13 protein-coding genes are annotated in these 14,887 nt (G+C 66.9%); 1 reads left to right on the top strand and 12 read right to left on the bottom strand.

Annotated features, from left to right (window positions below):
- Window position 1 precedes the first annotated feature (1 nt).
- From NF551_RS03685 to xylA, 9 genes are all read right to left on the bottom strand, one after another.
- Window positions 2-532, bottom strand: coding sequence for an ArsR/SmtB family transcription factor (locus NF551_RS03685; RefSeq protein ID WP_227895390.1), 531 nt, complete (start codon window positions 530-532; stop codon window positions 2-4).
- A gap of 108 nt (window positions 533-640) precedes the next feature.
- Window positions 641-1,228: a hypothetical protein gene (locus tag NF551_RS03680; protein WP_227895391.1), complete on the bottom strand. Its 588-nt coding sequence runs from the start codon at window positions 1,226-1,228 to the stop codon at window positions 641-643.
- A gap of 27 nt (window positions 1,229-1,255) precedes the next feature.
- On the bottom strand, window positions 1,256-2,407 hold the full coding sequence (locus NF551_RS03675; protein WP_227895392.1) for a zinc-dependent alcohol dehydrogenase: 1,152 nt from the start codon (window positions 2,405-2,407) through the stop codon (window positions 1,256-1,258).
- Between the two features lie 178 nt (window positions 2,408-2,585).
- A complete protein-coding gene (locus NF551_RS03670) occupies window positions 2,586-3,983 on the bottom strand; it encodes an ABC transporter substrate-binding protein (protein ID WP_227895393.1) in 1,398 nt (465 codons plus the stop codon).
- A 58-nt stretch (window positions 3,984-4,041) separates the two neighbouring features.
- Entirely contained in the window at window positions 4,042-4,956 is a 915-nt protein-coding gene (locus tag NF551_RS03665) for a carbohydrate ABC transporter permease (RefSeq protein WP_227895394.1), read from the bottom strand.
- Window positions 4,953-5,894, bottom strand: a complete 942-nt coding sequence (locus NF551_RS03660) for a carbohydrate ABC transporter permease (protein ID WP_227895395.1) — start codon at window positions 5,892-5,894, stop codon at window positions 4,953-4,955. Before NF551_RS03660 ends, NF551_RS03665 begins: the two co-directional genes overlap by 4 nt.
- A gap of 227 nt (window positions 5,895-6,121) precedes the next feature.
- Window positions 6,122-7,051, bottom strand: a complete 930-nt coding sequence (locus NF551_RS03655; protein ID WP_227895396.1) for an aldose-1-epimerase — start codon at window positions 7,049-7,051, stop codon at window positions 6,122-6,124.
- A 25-nt stretch (window positions 7,052-7,076) separates the two neighbouring features.
- The gene (locus NF551_RS03650) at window positions 7,077-8,516 is read right to left on the bottom strand and encodes a xylulokinase (protein WP_227895397.1); all 1,440 of its coding nucleotides are present in this window, start codon (window positions 8,514-8,516) and stop codon (window positions 7,077-7,079) included.
- A gap of 33 nt (window positions 8,517-8,549) precedes the next feature.
- Window positions 8,550-9,737 carry a xylose isomerase gene (gene xylA / locus NF551_RS03645; RefSeq protein ID WP_227895398.1) on the bottom strand — a complete coding sequence of 396 codons (1,188 nt, stop codon included), beginning with the start codon at window positions 9,735-9,737 and terminating at the stop codon, window positions 8,550-8,552.
- 173 nt (window positions 9,738-9,910) lie between these two features.
- On the opposite strand from xylA, the gene NF551_RS03640 reads away from it, so the two are divergent.
- Entirely contained in the window at window positions 9,911-11,119 is a 1,209-nt protein-coding gene (locus NF551_RS03640) for an ROK family transcriptional regulator (protein ID WP_227895399.1), read from the top strand.
- Window positions 11,120-11,136: 17 nt separating this feature from the next.
- Here the strand turns inward: NF551_RS03640 and NF551_RS03635 are convergent, their stop codons facing one another.
- The 3 genes from NF551_RS03635 to NF551_RS03625 form a co-directional block, all read right to left on the bottom strand.
- Window positions 11,137-12,285, bottom strand: coding sequence for an NAD(P)/FAD-dependent oxidoreductase (locus NF551_RS03635; RefSeq protein ID WP_227895400.1), 1,149 nt, complete (start codon window positions 12,283-12,285; stop codon window positions 11,137-11,139).
- Window positions 12,278-13,351, bottom strand: coding sequence for an NAD(P)-dependent alcohol dehydrogenase (locus NF551_RS03630; protein WP_227895401.1), 1,074 nt, complete (start codon window positions 13,349-13,351; stop codon window positions 12,278-12,280). Before NF551_RS03630 ends, NF551_RS03635 begins: the two co-directional genes overlap by 8 nt.
- A gap of 148 nt (window positions 13,352-13,499) precedes the next feature.
- Window positions 13,500-14,792, bottom strand: a complete 1,293-nt coding sequence (locus tag NF551_RS03625) for an ion channel protein (RefSeq protein ID WP_227895402.1) — start codon at window positions 14,790-14,792, stop codon at window positions 13,500-13,502.
- Window positions 14,793-14,887: the final 95 nt, after the last annotated feature.

Genomic DNA, 14,887 nt, shown 5'->3' with positions numbered 1-14,887 from the left:
CTCAGTTGCCTCCTGCGGCAGCGGTAAGGATGGCCAGCAGCGGGATGACCCGGGCCGGGGGCACGCGGTAGCGGGAGCGGGCGTGGGCGGCGAGCCAGCCCTGGGCGCTGAGCTGGTTCACGTGGTGGTAGATCTGCCCCGCGGTGCCGGCGCCCAGTTCCTCCGCCAGCGCCGCGACGGTCTCGGTTCCGCCCAGGACGGCGCGGAGGATGGAGAGCCGCACGGGGTTGCCCAGCGCGGCGAGGGACTCAGCGAAGGGTGCCCAGTCGACGTCGAGCAGGTGTCCTGTTTCCAGGCCGTACTGGTATTCGTACCGTTCACCGGCCGGGGTGCCGGCGGTTCCGGCGAACAGGACGGCCCCGGGATCCGGGTAGCGGTTGCGGATGCCGTTGAGCACCCAGAAAACATCATCGGTCTCCGGGCGGTCCGGCGCCGGTGCCGGGTGTTCTGCCGGCGGCGCCGCCAGGAGCCGTTCCTCCAGGGCAGCAACCCGTTCTTCGAGTGCCTGCAGACGGTCATGATTCGAACTCATGCGTCAAGAATTACGTAATCCCTAAAAGGTGTCAAGGATTACTGAATTCGAGCTTCCTAGTCCTTGAGCTCAACGAAGAACACATGGGTCTCCGTTTCGCAGGAACGGCTACCGCCCTTGGGCCCGGCGCCTGAGCCTGAGCACGGCACGCACTCCGGCGAAGGCCGCTCCCCCGGCAAGAACCCACGGCAGCCCCACCAGAACGGGATCGATCCACTGGTGGTTCACGTCCGCCCGGCGCCGTCCTGCCCGCGAGGAGACTCCGCCGCGCCGGAACTCACTGAGGACACCGGTTTCGGTAACCGGGTTATCCGGGCGCAGCGTTGCCAGCGCAGAGATCCGGGCTTCGAAGGCGTCCACCCGGTCCGCTGCCAGCAGGATCAGCCAGTGCGCTGCCCGGGCTTCGCTGTAGCGGCGGTAGGCGTAGCGGCGCATTACTCCGGAGACGCCCTTGAGCGGCACGGACGTGCCGAAGACCGGGGTGAGCATCCCGTGCTCCATCGACCGTTCCCGGGGGTACGTTTCCTCCTGCCGGTCCGGGAAGTCCCAGTGTGCGCCGGTGCGCCCGGGATCGAACTGCAGCTTGGGAACGGAGGGACGGTCGAGCGGATCCAGGTCCGCGCCCCACCCGGGGATGCGTGCCCGGAGTTCCTCGGCAGTGGGGACGGGTACGGGGTTGTTGGCGGTGTAGGCCATGAAGACTCTTCCTTCGAATCGCTATGGTCAGGCTGCGGAGCTGGGGACGATCACGGGCTTGATGCAGTTATCCAGCTTGGAGGAGAAGATGTGGTAGCCCTCGGCGATGTGTTCAAGCGGAATCCGGTGCGTGATGATGTCGCTGGGGACGAGGTACCCGTTGCGGATGTGCTCGAACAGTCGCGGCCACTGACGCTTCATTGGGCATTGGTTCATGTTCAGCGTCAGGCCCTTGTTGAGGGCGTCTCCAAACTTCACGGCATTGAAGATGGGACCGTAGGCGCCCATGACGGACACGGTGCCGCCCTTCCGGACCGAATCGATCGCCCAGTTCAGCGCCACGGCAGATCCGCCCTGGAGCTTGAGCTTGGTTCCGGTGACGTGCTGCAGGAAGTTCCCGTCCGCCTCGGCTCCTACGGCGTCGATCGCTACATCCGCACCCAGGAATCCGGTGTCCTTCTTCATCTGGACCACAATGTCGTCGTATTCCGTGAAGTTGTAGGTTTCGGCGTGCGCGAAGTCCCGCGCTTTTTCCAGCCGGTAGTCCAGATGGTCAATCACCATCACCCGCCCGGCGCCCATCAGCCAGGCGGACTTGGCGGCATAGAGTCCCACCGGTCCGGCGCCGAACACCACCACGGTGTCGCGTTCCTTGATGTCGCCCAGCTGGGCGCCGAAGTATCCGGTGGCCAGCGCATCGGTGCACATCAGCGCGTCCTCATCCGCCATCCAGTCCGGAATCAGGGAGGGTCCGACGTCGGCAAACGGCACGCGCACATACTCGGCCTGTCCGCCGTCGTATCCTCCCGTGGTGTGCGAGTAGCCGTAGAGCGCACCGACGGCGGTGGCGTTGGGATTCACGTTGTGGCAGTTGGAGTACAGCCCGCGGACACAGAACCAGCAGGAGCCACAGTAGATATTGGCCGGAACCATCACCCGGTCCCCCGGCCTGAGGTTCTGCACCGAGGAACCCACTTGGTCAACCACGCCGATGAACTCGTGCCCGAAGGTGGTGCCGACCCGGGTATCCGGCATCAGCCCGTGGTACAGGTGCAGGTCGGAGCCGCAGATCGCCGCCAGCGTCACGCGGATGATCGCGTCGTTGGGGTGCTCTATGCGCGGTATGTCCTTTTCTTCGACGCGTATCTTGTACGGGCCGCGGTACACCATTGCTTCCACTGGTCCTCCTCTTCGGTGATCAGATAGTAAGCAACCTTCACATGCCCGTTTCCGGACGGTCAACCGAGGCTTCCGGGAGGGCAACCTGCCCCAACTGTCCCGGCGGACAGCAAAGCGCCGGTGCTTCCATGACGGGGACTCCCATCATGGCCGCACCGGCGCTCAAGGTGAAGACGGGTTACTGAACCGAGTTGTTGTAGTTATCCACTTCGGCCTGGAGTTCCTCAACCGACTCCGTGAGCTCGGCCTTGCTGTCTCCGCCGAGCAGCGCACCTTCGAGTGCGTCCTCAGCAGCCTTGCGGGCCTGCGGCATGGAACCGGCCGAGCAGCCCTGCGTGGCGGCAGTCAGTTCGGTGGATTCCAGCTGCTGCACGGCGACGTCGAACTGCGGGTACTGTTCGCGCCAGGCGATGTCCTCCGGCTCCTCGAGGGCAGCCTTGGAGATCGGGAAGTAGCCGGTGCCGACGTGCCAGGTAGCCTGGGTGGCCGGCTCGGCCAGGTACTGCATGAACTGCCAGGTGGCTTCCTTCTCAGCGTCCGAGTGCCCCTCGTCGGAGATCCAGAGCGAGGCACCGCCGATGATCGGACCGGAATCGTTCTTTTCGATCTTCGGGTAGAAGCCAACACCCAGTTCGAAGCCCTGCTCCTCGGCGGCCTTCTGCATGCCGCCCAGGGCACCGGTGGATTCGAGCGTGATGCCGATGGTGCCCGACTTGAAGGCGTTCTGCGCATCGGCTGTGGCACGGCCGGTGTTGCCCGCCACTCCGGTGCTCACCAGTTCCTTCCACCAGTCGACGAACTGCACTGCGGTGTCATTGTTGAAGCTGTACTCGGTGACGCGCTCACCGGTGCGGCCGTTGTCCGGGCTGCAGTACAGGGCGCCGTTCGCGGCGATTTCCTGCTCCAGGAGCCAGCCGTAGATCGCGGCGTTGAAGCCGAACTCGGCCGGGCCGCCGTTTTTCTTGGAGAGCTTGTTGGCTGCTTCAGCGACCTCGTCGAGGGTTTCCGGAGCCTTTTCGGGATCCAGGCCGGCAGCCTCAAACAGGGTCTTGTTGTAGTACATGACCGGCATGGAGGTGTTGAACGGCATGGACCACAGCTCGTCGTTGATCGAGTAGTAGCCGGCAATGTTGGGCTGCAGGTCGGAGACGTCGTACTCGTCGCGGTCGATGAAGGCCTGCGTGGGCATGACGGCCCCGGAGTCGATCATGAACTGGGTGCCGATGTCATAGATCTGCACCATGCTGGGCGTGCTGTTGGACTGGACTGCTGCCTTGTACTTGGTGATCGTGGAGTCGTAGTCGCCCTGGTAGACACCCTTAACTTCAATCTTGCCGTCATTGGCTGCATTGAAGTCACTGATCAGCTTGTTGAGGGTCTCGCCGTTCGTGCCGTCCATGGAGTGCCAGAAGTTGACGGTCGTAACGCCTTCGGCGTTCTCCAGCGCGTCCGCTCCGGGGGCGTCTGACCCACTGGTCGAGCCGCTGCCGCCGCCGCAGGCGGAGAGCGTCAGGGCGAGTGCGGCAGCGCCGGCAGCCATCATTGGCAGGCGGCGCGCTCTGCTTGTGCTTCGCATTGAATTCCCTTTCAGGGTTGAACCGGAAATGGCTCCCGGATGATGCAGGTGGTGGTGCCTACTTGATGGAACCCGCGGTGAGGCCGCGGACAATGAAGCGCTGGCCAAAGATCACCAGCAGCAACGTGGGAATGATGGCCAGGACGGTTCCCGCCAGGACGAGCCCGGCGTTGAAGTTGTCCGCCGAGCGCAGCTGAGTGATGCCGATCTGGATCGTCTGCATCTGCGGGGTCTGGGTGACCAGCAGCGGCCAGAAGTACATGTTCCAGGCCGAGAGGAAGGACCAGATGCCCAGCGCCGCAAGGGTCGGCTTGGACAGCGGCACCAGCACTGAGAGCAGGAAACGCAGGTGTCCGGCGCCGTCGATCTTGGCCGCCTCCCACAGCTCCAGCGGGAAGGACATAAACGCCTGGCGCAGCAGGAAGATCCCGAATCCGTGGGCCAGGAACGGCAGTACCAGCGCGGGGATGGTATTGATCAGCCCTGCCGAGGACATGGTCAGGTAGTTCGGGATGATGATCGCTTCGGCGGGGACCATCATGCTGCACAGGAACAGGGCGAACCAGAAGGCCTTGCCCCGCACTTTCAGGAACACCAGGGCGTACGCCGCCATCAGCGACGTCACCAGCTGCCCCAGCGTGATGAGCCCTGCCATGACCACGGAGTTCAGGTACTGGCGGGCCAGCGGAATCGAGTCCAGCGCGCCGGCGAAGTTCTCAGCCCGGAAGCCGTTGAACGGCCAGAGGGAAGCCGGATAGGCGTTGATGTCAGCCGGGCCCATGAAAGAACCGATGAAGCCGAAGTAGACCGGGAAGAGGACGACGACGGCACCCAGGGTGAGGGCGGCATAGGTCAGGACACGTCCCAGTGTCAGGGGACGCCGCTGCGGCTTCCGGAGGGCCGCGGACGAGCCGCTGCGGCCCTGCTGAGCTTTGCGGCCCTGCGGGGCGGCGGCAGTTGCGGTGCGGCTCATCGGTAGAACACCTTTCGTTCCAGGACGCCGAATTGGATGGCGGACACCGCTACCACGATGATCAGCAGGACAACGGCCTGGGCGGAGGCATAACCGAAGTTCGAGTTGTTGTTGGCGAAGGCCTGCTCGTAGATGGAGTAGACGAGCGTGGTGGTGCTGTCCTGCGGTCCGCCCTTGGTCAGGATGTGGATCTGGCCGAAGCTCTGCAGTGCGTGGATGGTTCCGGTGACCAGCAGGAAGAACAGCTGCGGAGTCAGCAGCGGCATGATGATCGAGCGCTGCATCCGCCAGCCGTGCGCACCGTCCAGCCGTGCAGCCTCAACGACATCTTCGGACACGGCACCGAGTCCGGCGGAGAGCACCAGCAGGTTGTAGCCAAGCTGCATCCAGACGGTGGCCACCGACACTGAGATCAGTGCCCAGGCCGGGTCGGTCAGCCAGCCCACCCGGTCCAGGCCGAAAAACGCCAGCATGCCGTTCAGCACGCCCGTGGCCTGGTTGAACATCACACCGAAGATCACCGACGCCGTTGCCACGGAATAGGCGAACGGCAGGGCAAAGGCCGTGCGGAAGAACCGGATGCCCCGGATCTTCTGGTGCAGCAGCAGCGCCAGCGCCAGCGCCACGGCAATGGAGGGAATAACGGTCAGGACGGTAAACCCGAGCGTCACGCCCATGACGGTCCAGAAACCTGAATCCGTGAACAGCCGGGTGTATTGGTCGAAGCCGACAAAGCCCGACGGACGTCCGAAAAGGTCGCTGCCCTGGAAGGACAGGAAGACCGAACGCCCCAGGGGATAGAAAAGGAAGAGGGCGAAAACCAGCAAAGCGGGCACCAGGTACCAGAGGGCACGGGTGCTTCCACGGTCCGTGATCCGCTGGGGGGGCTGCGCAGACGCGTCCGCTGCGGGCGCTTTTGCCGGTTTGGTAAGGCTCATGCTCCGGTGCCGCGGAGGACTCCCGCGGCGATCGGTTGTGGACAGCGGACGGTCCCATCCAGCTGCAGCACACTCCTGCAGAAAACTCTCATTGTTTTCTTCCGTCCATAATCATCCGGCTCAACAGACTCTCCGGGCACTGGCGTTACAGGAGTCACAGTAGCTAAAGATTTTTACCGGAGGCAACAAAGTCGGAATCGGCCGGACACGGCAGGCCGGCCCACAGGTCAGCCCGCCGGGACAACAGCCGAAATACGGCAGGCCATACGGTGCTCCCCTCCAGGGGCCAGCGTGATGAGGTTTTCCCCGGAATTGAAGGCATCCGGCGGGCAGGTCATGGGTTCTACGGCCACGCCGCGGCGCGCCATCTTTTCTCCGGAGTAGACCTGGAGCCACGGGGACTGGCTGCCGTCAGCGGTGAGGAGGGCACCAAACCCGGTGGCCGGATCGGTCAGGCTGACCTGCCATTCACCGCCGGGCAGGCCGGTAAAGGCATGGTCCACGGACCGGCCGGCCATCGGTTCGGGTGCATGGAACGCCAACGGAGTGCCGCTGGTGTCCCGGAGCTCACCCAGCGGGAGCGGCCGGCCCGGAGAATCGGGGCCGCCGAGGACCCGGCGTGCCGGGACGTCCAGGACGCAGCGGTCCACGGAGGCGCCGTCTGCGGTGAGGTACGGGTGGACCGAGGCCCCGTAGGGTGCGGCGGCTGTACCCGGATTCCGCGCGGAAAGTTCCAGCAGCAGCCCGCCTTCGGCGTCCAGCGTGTAGGTGGCACGGAGGTCCAGCGGAAAGGGATATCCGGGCTGTCCCATGAGCCGGTACTTCAGGACGGCACGGCTGGCGGTTGATTCTGCGACGGCCCATTCCTGCCAGGCCACCAGGCCGTGCAGGGCAGAGCCGGTCTCCGGCTCGTTGACCGGAAGCTGGTGCACGGCGCCGCCGAAGACGTAACGTCCGCCGGTGATCCGGTTGGGCCACGGCAGAAGCACCTTGCCGGAGAAGGCCGGCGGAATCTCGTGCGGGGCCAGGGGAAGCACAAGGTGCCGGTTCCGCCAGGTGAGGCTGCCCAGCGCGGCGCCAGCAGGATAAACCGCAGCCTTGTAGTGCCCGGACGCAAGCTCAAGCGGACGGCCGTTGGGCCCCCTGGATTCCGCCATCTGCCCGCTCCCCCGGATCCCTGCGTTACCCGGCGGCCGGAACGCTGGGAGAGGCGGCACCGTACTGGCCGAGCGCCGCTGCCAGGTAGCGCTCCAGCACCCGGGGCGCGGGAGCCTCGGCAACCGTCAGGGAGTCCTGGGTCTTCCATTCCGGCCACCGGCCGGTCAGCACAGCGGCCGCCTGCCGGGACGCACCGTCGGCTACGTATTCCCCGGGCTCGGGCACGTCCACCGGCATTCCCAGCACAGAGGAAAGTGCCTGCTGCATGGCCGCAGAGCGCGCCGCGCCGCCCACCAGGATGATCCGGCGGGCCTCGATGCCCAGCTCAGTAAACGCACCGAAAGCGTCTGCCAGCGAACAGGCCACCCCTTCGAAGGCGGCCCGTGCCAGATTCGCCGGCGTGTAGTTGGCCAGCGTCATTCCGTGCAGACTGGCCTTCGCCTCGGGAAGGTTCGGTGTGCGTTCACCTTCGAAGTAGGGCACGAGCGTGAGGCCCCCGGAGCCCGGCTCGGCGGAGAGCGCCAGGTCGGTGAGTTCGGGAAGCCCGACGCCGAGGAGCGCCGCGGTCGCATCGAGCACCCGGGACGCGTTGAGGGTTGCAGCCAGCGGCAGGAAGTTGCCCGTAGCGTCGGCGAATCCTGCCACGAGGCCGGTCTGGTCCGCTGTGGGCTGGTCCACGACGGCGAACACGGTGCCTGAGGTGCCGACGGAAACCACGATGTCGCCGACGCCGGCGCCGACGCCCAGGGCCGCGCCTGCGTTGTCTCCGGTTCCCGGGCCGAGAATGGCTCCGGATGGCGTCTGCAGCCCTGGTTCCAGGGGGCCGAGCACTTTGGGGAGGACGGGAACGTGGCCGAGGGCCGTTTCCAGGATCTCCGGGAGGTACTGGCCCGTTGCCGGTGACCAGTATCCGGTGCCTGAAGCATCGGAGCGGTCGGTCCGCAGGGCGGCCAGTCCTTCGGCTCCGCTGCCCGGACCGTAGCCGGCCAGGCGCCAGGTGAGCCAGTCGTGCGGCAGGCACACCGCCGCCGTCCGGCCGGCGTTGTCCGGTTCATTCCCGGCCAGCCAGCGAAGCTTCGTTGCGGTGAAGGAGGCCACCGGGACGCTGCCCGTGGTGTCGGCCCAATACCGGGCCCCGTCAGGCCCGGCCTCGGCCACCAGGTCTGCTGCGGCACCGGCAGACCTGGTGTCGTTCCAGAGCAGGGCCGGGCGCACCACGGCACCGTCAGCGTCCAGGCAGACCATGCCGTGCTGCTGGCCGGAGACCGCGATGGCCGCGACGTCGCCGAGCCCTCCCGCCGCGTCCGCGGCTTCAAGAAGCGCGCTCCACCACGTTTCGGGATCCACCTCTGTCCCCGGTGCATGGCGGGCGGTGCCCTGCCGGTGCAGGGCACCGGTCTCGGCGTCGCGGATCACGACCTTGCAGGACTGCGTGGAGCTGTCCACTCCTGCCACTAGCGGCATGGGCGTACCTTTCGGGATGGATCGGCGGGAGGGTCAGCGGGCTCCGAGGAGGTGTTCCAGGGCCAGCTGGTTCAGCCGGATGAAGCCGAAGTTCCGCTGTGCGGCAGCACCGGCGTCGAAGTCCTCAAAGGATGCCGAATCCGCAATCAGGTCCGCGGCCGTTTCCCCGGCGGCGAGCGTCGGCTCGCCCAGTTCGAACACGCCCGAGGCTTCCAGGGCCTCGCGGACCTCCGGGTCGGCGCGGAACGCCTGCGCCCGTTCCTTGAGCAGCAGGTACATGGACATGTTCGCCGCAGCGGAGGCCCAGACGCCGTCGTACCCGTCGGTGCGGGAGGGCTTGTAGTCGAAGTGGCGCGGGCCCTCGTACTTCGGTCCGCCGCCCGGGAAGCCGTTTTCCAGCAGGTCCACGGTGAAGAAGGCGCTGGTCAGGTCGCCGTGGCCGAAGACGAGGTCCTGGTCGTACTTGATCGACTTCTGCCCGTTGAGGTCGATGTGGAAGAGTTTCCCGGCCCAGAGCGCCTGGGCAATGCCGTGGGTGTAGTTCAGTCCGGCCATCTGCTCGTGGCCGGTTTCCGGGTTCAGGCCAACGATGTCGCCGTTCTCCAGTTCGGCGATGAACGCCAGGGCATGGCCGACGGTGGGAAGCAGGATGTCGCCGCGGGGTTCGTTCGGTTTCGGTTCCAGCGCGATCTTCAGGCCGTAGCCCTGTTCCTTGATGTAGCCGGCTGCGGTGTCTACCCCTTCCCGCATCCGGTCCAGTGCGGCGGAGAGGTCCTTGGAGCCGTCGTATTCGGCGCCTTCGCGCCCGCCCCACATCACGAAGGTCTCCGCCCCCAGCTGCGCAGCGAGGTCGATGTTGCGCAGTACCTTCCGGAGCGCGAAGCGGCGCACGGACCGGTCATTGGAGCTGAAGCCGCCGTCCTTGAACACCGGATGGCTGAACAGGTTGGTGGTGATCATGGGGATCTTGAGGCCGGCGTCCTGGATGGCACTGGTGAAGCGCTTCAGGATCAGTTCCCGGTCCTGGTTGGAGGAACCGAACGGGATCAGGTCATCGTCATGGAAGGTCACCCCGTAGGCGCCCAGCTCGGCCAGTTTGTGGACGGCCTCCACCGGGTCAAGGTCGGGCCGGGTGGGTACGCCGAACGGATCATTCCCGGTCCAGCCGACAGTCCAGAGCCCAAAGGTGAAGTGGTCGGCAGGTGATGGCGTCGTTGGCATGGTGCACTCCCGGCTTGAGGTTTCTGGAGATTAGTTGTGGCCTACAACATATGAGTCGGAACGGACGCTGTCAACGGCTTTCCGTTGTTCTTTCCGGGCGAATTGATCCCGTTTTTTTGCTGTTACGTGCAACAATCGAACGTCCCCTGCCCGTTACGAGAAAGATCCAGCGCATGCCGACAAAACCGGGAAAACCGCGCAGCGAGGGCATCCGGGCGCAGAATCTTGCCCGCGTGCTGACTCTCCTGCACCGCAGCGGACCGCTTTCCCGGGCTGAGCTGACCCGCCTCACCGGCTTCAACCGGTCCACTGTGGGAGCCCTGACCACCGAGCTGGGACGCCTTGGCCTGGCGTATGAAACCGAGCCGGCGGCGCCCGCCCGGGCAGGGCGTCCCAGTCCCCGCGTGCACGCCAACGAACGCATCGCGGTGCTGGCAGTCCATCCCGACGTCGACGCCGTCACCGTGGGCCTGGTGGGCCTGGGCGGCAAGGTGCACCGCAGGATCCGCCACGAAACCGAGAGGTGTCCGAGCGTGGCCGAGGCCGTGGATATCACCCGGACCGTGGTGGGCGGCATGGCGTCCAGCCTGGCGCTGATGGACCGCGTCATCGGCATCGGTGCTGCGGTTCCGGGACTGGTGGACAGCTCGGACGGCTCTGTCCGGCTGGCTCCGCATCTGAAGTGGGAGGACGAGCCGCTGACCACGGCGCTTCAGGATGCCCTGGGGCTTCCCGCCTATGCCGGCAACGACGCCACACTGGGAACCCTTGCCGAAAGCGTTTTCGGTGCCGCCGTCGGCAAAGCCAACGTGGTCTACCTGAACGGAAGCGCCAGCGGTATCGGCGGCGGCGCGGTAGTGGGCGGCGTTCCGCTGGGCGGAGCAGCAGGCTTCGCCGGCGAACTGGGTCATACCCTGGTGCGCACCGACGGTCTGCCCTGCCATTGCGGGCGGAGAGGATGCCTGGAAACCGAGGTCAATCTCGGCGGCCTGCTCGAGACCCTGGGACTCGGGCACGCGGATCTGGACGAGCTTGAGGCTGCCATGGAGGCCGCAAAGGATTCGGCCGCCTTCCGTGCCGTGGCGGGTAGGCAGCTGGACCTGCTCGGCGAGGCAGTCGTGAACTTCGTCAACGTCTTCAACCCCCGGGCCGTCCTGCTCGGCGGCTTCCTGGGCGCGCTGTGGGCGTTCGACCCTGAGCGCCTGCACCGGGCCGTTGCTGCCGGTGCCATTGGCGGACTGGGCGGATCGGTAGAGATCCGCCGGGCTGCCCTGGGCGCAGACCTGCTGCTGGTGGGGGCGGCTGAACTGGCCTTCAGTCCGCTGCTCTCCGACCCCGCGGCACTGTCCAATGCCATTTCCTCCGCGGAGCAGCACGGCTGACTTCGGGCTGCCGGCGGTTAGGATTCCCAGCCGTAGCCGAACCGTTCAGGCCGGAAGGGTTCCAGCAGCGGATGCCGGCGTCCGGTCAGGATTTCGCCGGCGGCCAGCTCGCCACCAATCAGCCCCAGCGTGGCACCGGAATGGGTGAACAACACCCAGCAGCCAGGCAGAGCCTGCAGCTCTCCGAAGACCGGTTCGCCGTCGCCGGGAACCGGCTTCAGGCCGGGCTGCCAGGCCTCCACGGCCACCTCCGGATTGCCGGCCAGCAGCCGGGAAGCTTCTGCGGCCACCTCGGTCAGGATGTCTTCGTCCACGTCCCAGCTGCCGTCCGCGTTCTGTTTCACCCGGTCCAGGTACCAGGTGTGGTCCATGGCCAGCCGTCCGCCGGGGTGGGGCCGCAGGGAGATCCGGGGCGTGTTCAGCACGGTCCGCAGACCGTGCTCCAGGGGCCGGCTGATCAGGAGCATCGCCGGATCCGAGGCGTCGGGCAGCTCGATTCCGGCTGCCGCCAGCACGGCGGGCGTACCCGCCCCGCAGGCCAGGACGACGGCGTCGGACCGGTAGTCCCGGCCCGCAGCCGTGCGCACCCCGCGCACCGGCCCGCCGCTTTCCCCAAGCACGGTGCACAGCCCGGCGTGTTCAATCAACATTCCGCCGAGCATGGTGAATTCCCCGGCCATCCCCGCAATAAGATGCGGCAGGGACACCCAGCCTTCGCCCGGATTGGCCAGCACCCGGTGCGGCAGCACCCCCGGGTCGATCCCCGGCACCCGGGCGGCGGCGTCGTCCCGCCCCAGCATGCGTGCTTCGTAGCCGCGGCGGGTCTGCGCGTTGTGCCGGTCGATGACCACGAACGGATCATCGTCCCAGTACAGGCCGCCGCCGAACGCCAGCCAGTCCGCGTCCGGATGCCGTGCCAGCAGGGTCCGGTAACGGTCGATGCCGGCCATCCGCAGCCGGAAGTAGGATTCTGCGTAGCTGCCGCCGGCGTTCAGCCAGGACAACGAGCGCCCGGATGCTCCGCTGCCAACCTCCGACTCGGTCACCAGCAGCACCTCAGCTCCTCCGCGCAGCAGCTCCAGCGCCGTGGAAAGTCCCAGCACTCCCCCGCCGAGCACCACGGCCCTCCGGCCGTCCGGCACCCGCTCTGCCTCCGGTTCAGCCACGGTCCGGCACCAGGACGGCCCGGCCGGTGAGCTTGCCGGCGTCGAGGTCGTGCAGGGCCTGCACCGCATCGAGGAGGTCATAGGTGGTGGTGTGCAGGGTGATCTCGCCCTGGGAGTTCAGCGTCATCAGTTCCGCGAGATCCTGGTAGGTGCCCACCAGGTTTCCCACCACGCTGATTTCGCGGGAGATGAGGTCGATGGTCGGCAGGGCCAGTGTCCCGCCGTACCCTATGGCGTAGTAGCTGCCGCGGTTGCGGAGCATCGCCGGTCCCGTGATCTCCGTGCCCCTCTCCCCCACGAAGTCGAAGACCACGTGGGCTCCCCCGCAGGTGATGTCCAGGACGGCAAGCACGACGGCCTCCACGAACGGCTCGCCGACAGCGCGGGCCGCGGGGCGCAGGTCATGGGGGTTCACGGTGGCGTCGGCGCCGAGTTCCTTGGCCAGGGCGAGCGCCTCGTCCGAGGTGTCGACAACCGTGATGTGGGCTCCGGTCAGCGCCTTCAGCGACTGCACCCCTATATGGCCGAGCCCGCCGGCACCGATCACCACGGCCTCGGATCCCGGCGGCAGCAGCGGTACGGCCCGCCGCACGGCGTGGTAGGCGGTCAGGCCGGCGTCGGCCAGGGCGGCCACGTCCGCGGGGCGCACCGAGGCATCCAGCTTAACCACGGCCCTGGCGTTGGTTTTGAGCAGCTCGGCCATGCCGCCGTCGGTGTTCAGGCCCGGAAAGGTGGAGTTTTCACAGTGCGAATCCTGTCCCGCACGGCAGGGCGGGCACAGTCCGCAGGAGGTCACCGGGTGCATGATGACGGTGTCGCCCGGTGCCACGTTCGTTACCGCCGAGCCAACATCCAGCACCCAGCCTGCGTTTTCGTGGCCGAGGATGTAGGGCAGCGTGGGCCGCTGGAGAGCATCCCATTGTCCTTCCAGGATGTGCAGATCGGTGCGGCAGACCCCCGCGGCTCCTACCTGGACCAGCACGTCCCACGGGCCGGTAATTTCCGGCTCCGGTACATCGTCAATGCGTGCGTCTTCTCCGTAGGCGTGCACCCGAACAGCTTTCATGCCTTGCTCCTTTGCAATGGACTGTGTTTGCAATGGGACTCTGTTTGTACTGCGACTGTGTTTGTACTGCGACTGTGTTTGTGGCCGGAATCGTATCCCGCGCAAACCCGGCTCCGACAGACCCGAACCGTTGGAACTCGAGGGCCTGCTAGGCGGTCCCGCGGGGGCGTGCGCCGTCGCCGCCGTCGTCCGCCAGCCAGTGCGGTGCGTTGGTGACCACCAGCCACGCCGGCAGCACGGCCAGGCACAGCAGCGCCGTCACGGTTGCGTCGCCGGTGATGATGACGGCGACGAACAGCGCCAGCCAGCCGTCCCGGGCCACAGCCAGCACCAGGCCCAGGACCGCAGTTGAGACGGTGACGCTGACGGGAACATCCGGCAGGAGCGCGGCGGCGGCCAAGCCGAAGGCGACGCCGGCAAACAGTGCGGGGAAAATCCGGCCGCCGCGGAAACCTGCCGCCGAGGCAACCACCAGGGCAGCGAGCTTGACCACCGCCAGAAAGAGCAGATAGCCGAAGGACTCCCCGGTGCTGCGCAGCAGTTCCCCCGATTCGGTTGCGCCTTTGAACAGAGTGAGCGGGCCGCCGAGCACGCCCAGGAGTCCCAGCAGGGCACCGCCCAGGGTGGTGAAGAGCAGGGGATTGGCCAGCCGGTGGAACAGCCGGTGCGCCCACCGGAACGCAAACACCCCGGCCAGCCCCAGGGCGGCTGCCACCGGCGCGATGACCAGGCCGGCAAGCACATCCCAGAGATCCGTGTCCCCGCCGGCATCCGGCAGGCTGAACTTCAGCAGTGTGCCGCCCAGCAGGATCATGGTTGCGGCGCCGGCACCGGCAGCGACAAGGGGAAGGAACAACTTGTCGAACAGGGCAGCCTTGCCGGCCATGGAGCCGGCCATTCCGGTGAAGAGCAGGGCAGCGGCCACCGGCGTGCCGAACAGGGCGCCTACCGTTCCCGCGACGGTGAGTCCGATGATCAGGCGGTCCGGGACCCGGCTGAACAGGCGGGTCAGCAGGGCGGTGAGGACCGCGGTGTTGATCGCAATGACAGGGTTTTCCGGGCCCAGGCTGACTCCGCCGGCCAGGCCGATCACCGCTGCTGCTGCCAGGGTGGGCACCACCTTCAGCGGGAGGGCGGGTCCGCCGAACTCGGTTGCCGCGGAGTCGGGTCCGGCATGGCCGGGCAGGTACCGGACAATCAGCCCGACGGCGAGGCCCGTGGCGGTGAGCATCCCGAAAACCCACCAGCCGCCGTCGGGATCGATGCCCGCTGCGTGCGGCAGCACATCCCAGAGCAATTCCTGGAGCAGGTAGCTGAGCTCGTCCAGGCCAAAGAGGATCAGGGCCGAAACCACGCCGACCAGGACCGCCGGAACCGAGAGGGCGGCCAGCGTCCGGACACGGTTTTTCTCCAGGAAGCCCTCAGATGCGGGTTCGGTCATAGTGCCATCCCTGGGCGGCGGGAGCGGAGCTGTGCTCAGCCCAGCGTACGGCCGGGCGCGGTTGGCCGGGAGGGCGAGCGGCAATATTCGGCCGG

The organism is Arthrobacter caoxuetaonis, assembly GCF_023921125.1.
Taxonomy (GTDB): domain Bacteria; phylum Actinomycetota; class Actinomycetes; order Actinomycetales; family Micrococcaceae; genus Arthrobacter_B; species Arthrobacter_B caoxuetaonis.
Note: the sequence above shows the minus strand (reverse complement) of the source record. Positions and strands in the feature narration are given on the sequence as shown.

Bases quoted from the DNA above. Each gene is read 5' to 3' on its own strand.
- NF551_RS03685 (WP_227895390.1), bottom strand. From the start codon at position 532: ATGAGTTCGAATCATGACCGTCTGCAGGCACTCGAAGAACGGGTTGCT.
- NF551_RS03680 (WP_227895391.1), bottom strand. From the start codon at position 1,228: ATGGCCTACACCGCCAACAACCCCGTACCCGTCCCCACTGCCGAGGAA.
- NF551_RS03670 (WP_227895393.1), bottom strand. From the start codon at position 3,983: ATGCGAAGCACAAGCAGAGCGCGCCGCCTGCCAATGATGGCTGCCGGC.
- NF551_RS03665 (WP_227895394.1), bottom strand. From the start codon at position 4,956: ATGAGCCGCACCGCAACTGCCGCCGCCCCGCAGGGCCGCAAAGCTCAG.
- NF551_RS03660 (WP_227895395.1), bottom strand. From the start codon at position 5,894: ATGAGCCTTACCAAACCGGCAAAAGCGCCCGCAGCGGACGCGTCTGCG.
- NF551_RS03655 (WP_227895396.1), bottom strand. From the start codon at position 7,051: ATGGCGGAATCCAGGGGGCCCAACGGCCGTCCGCTTGAGCTTGCGTCC.
- NF551_RS03650 (WP_227895397.1), bottom strand. From the start codon at position 8,516: ATGCCGCTAGTGGCAGGAGTGGACAGCTCCACGCAGTCCTGCAAGGTC.
- xylA (WP_227895398.1), bottom strand. From the start codon at position 9,737: ATGCCAACGACGCCATCACCTGCCGACCACTTCACCTTTGGGCTCTGG.
- NF551_RS03640 (WP_227895399.1), top strand. From the start codon at position 9,911: ATGCCGACAAAACCGGGAAAACCGCGCAGCGAGGGCATCCGGGCGCAG.
- NF551_RS03630 (WP_227895401.1), bottom strand. From the start codon at position 13,351: ATGAAAGCTGTTCGGGTGCACGCCTACGGAGAAGACGCACGCATTGAC.
- NF551_RS03625 (WP_227895402.1), bottom strand. From the start codon at position 14,792: ATGACCGAACCCGCATCTGAGGGCTTCCTGGAGAAAAACCGTGTCCGG.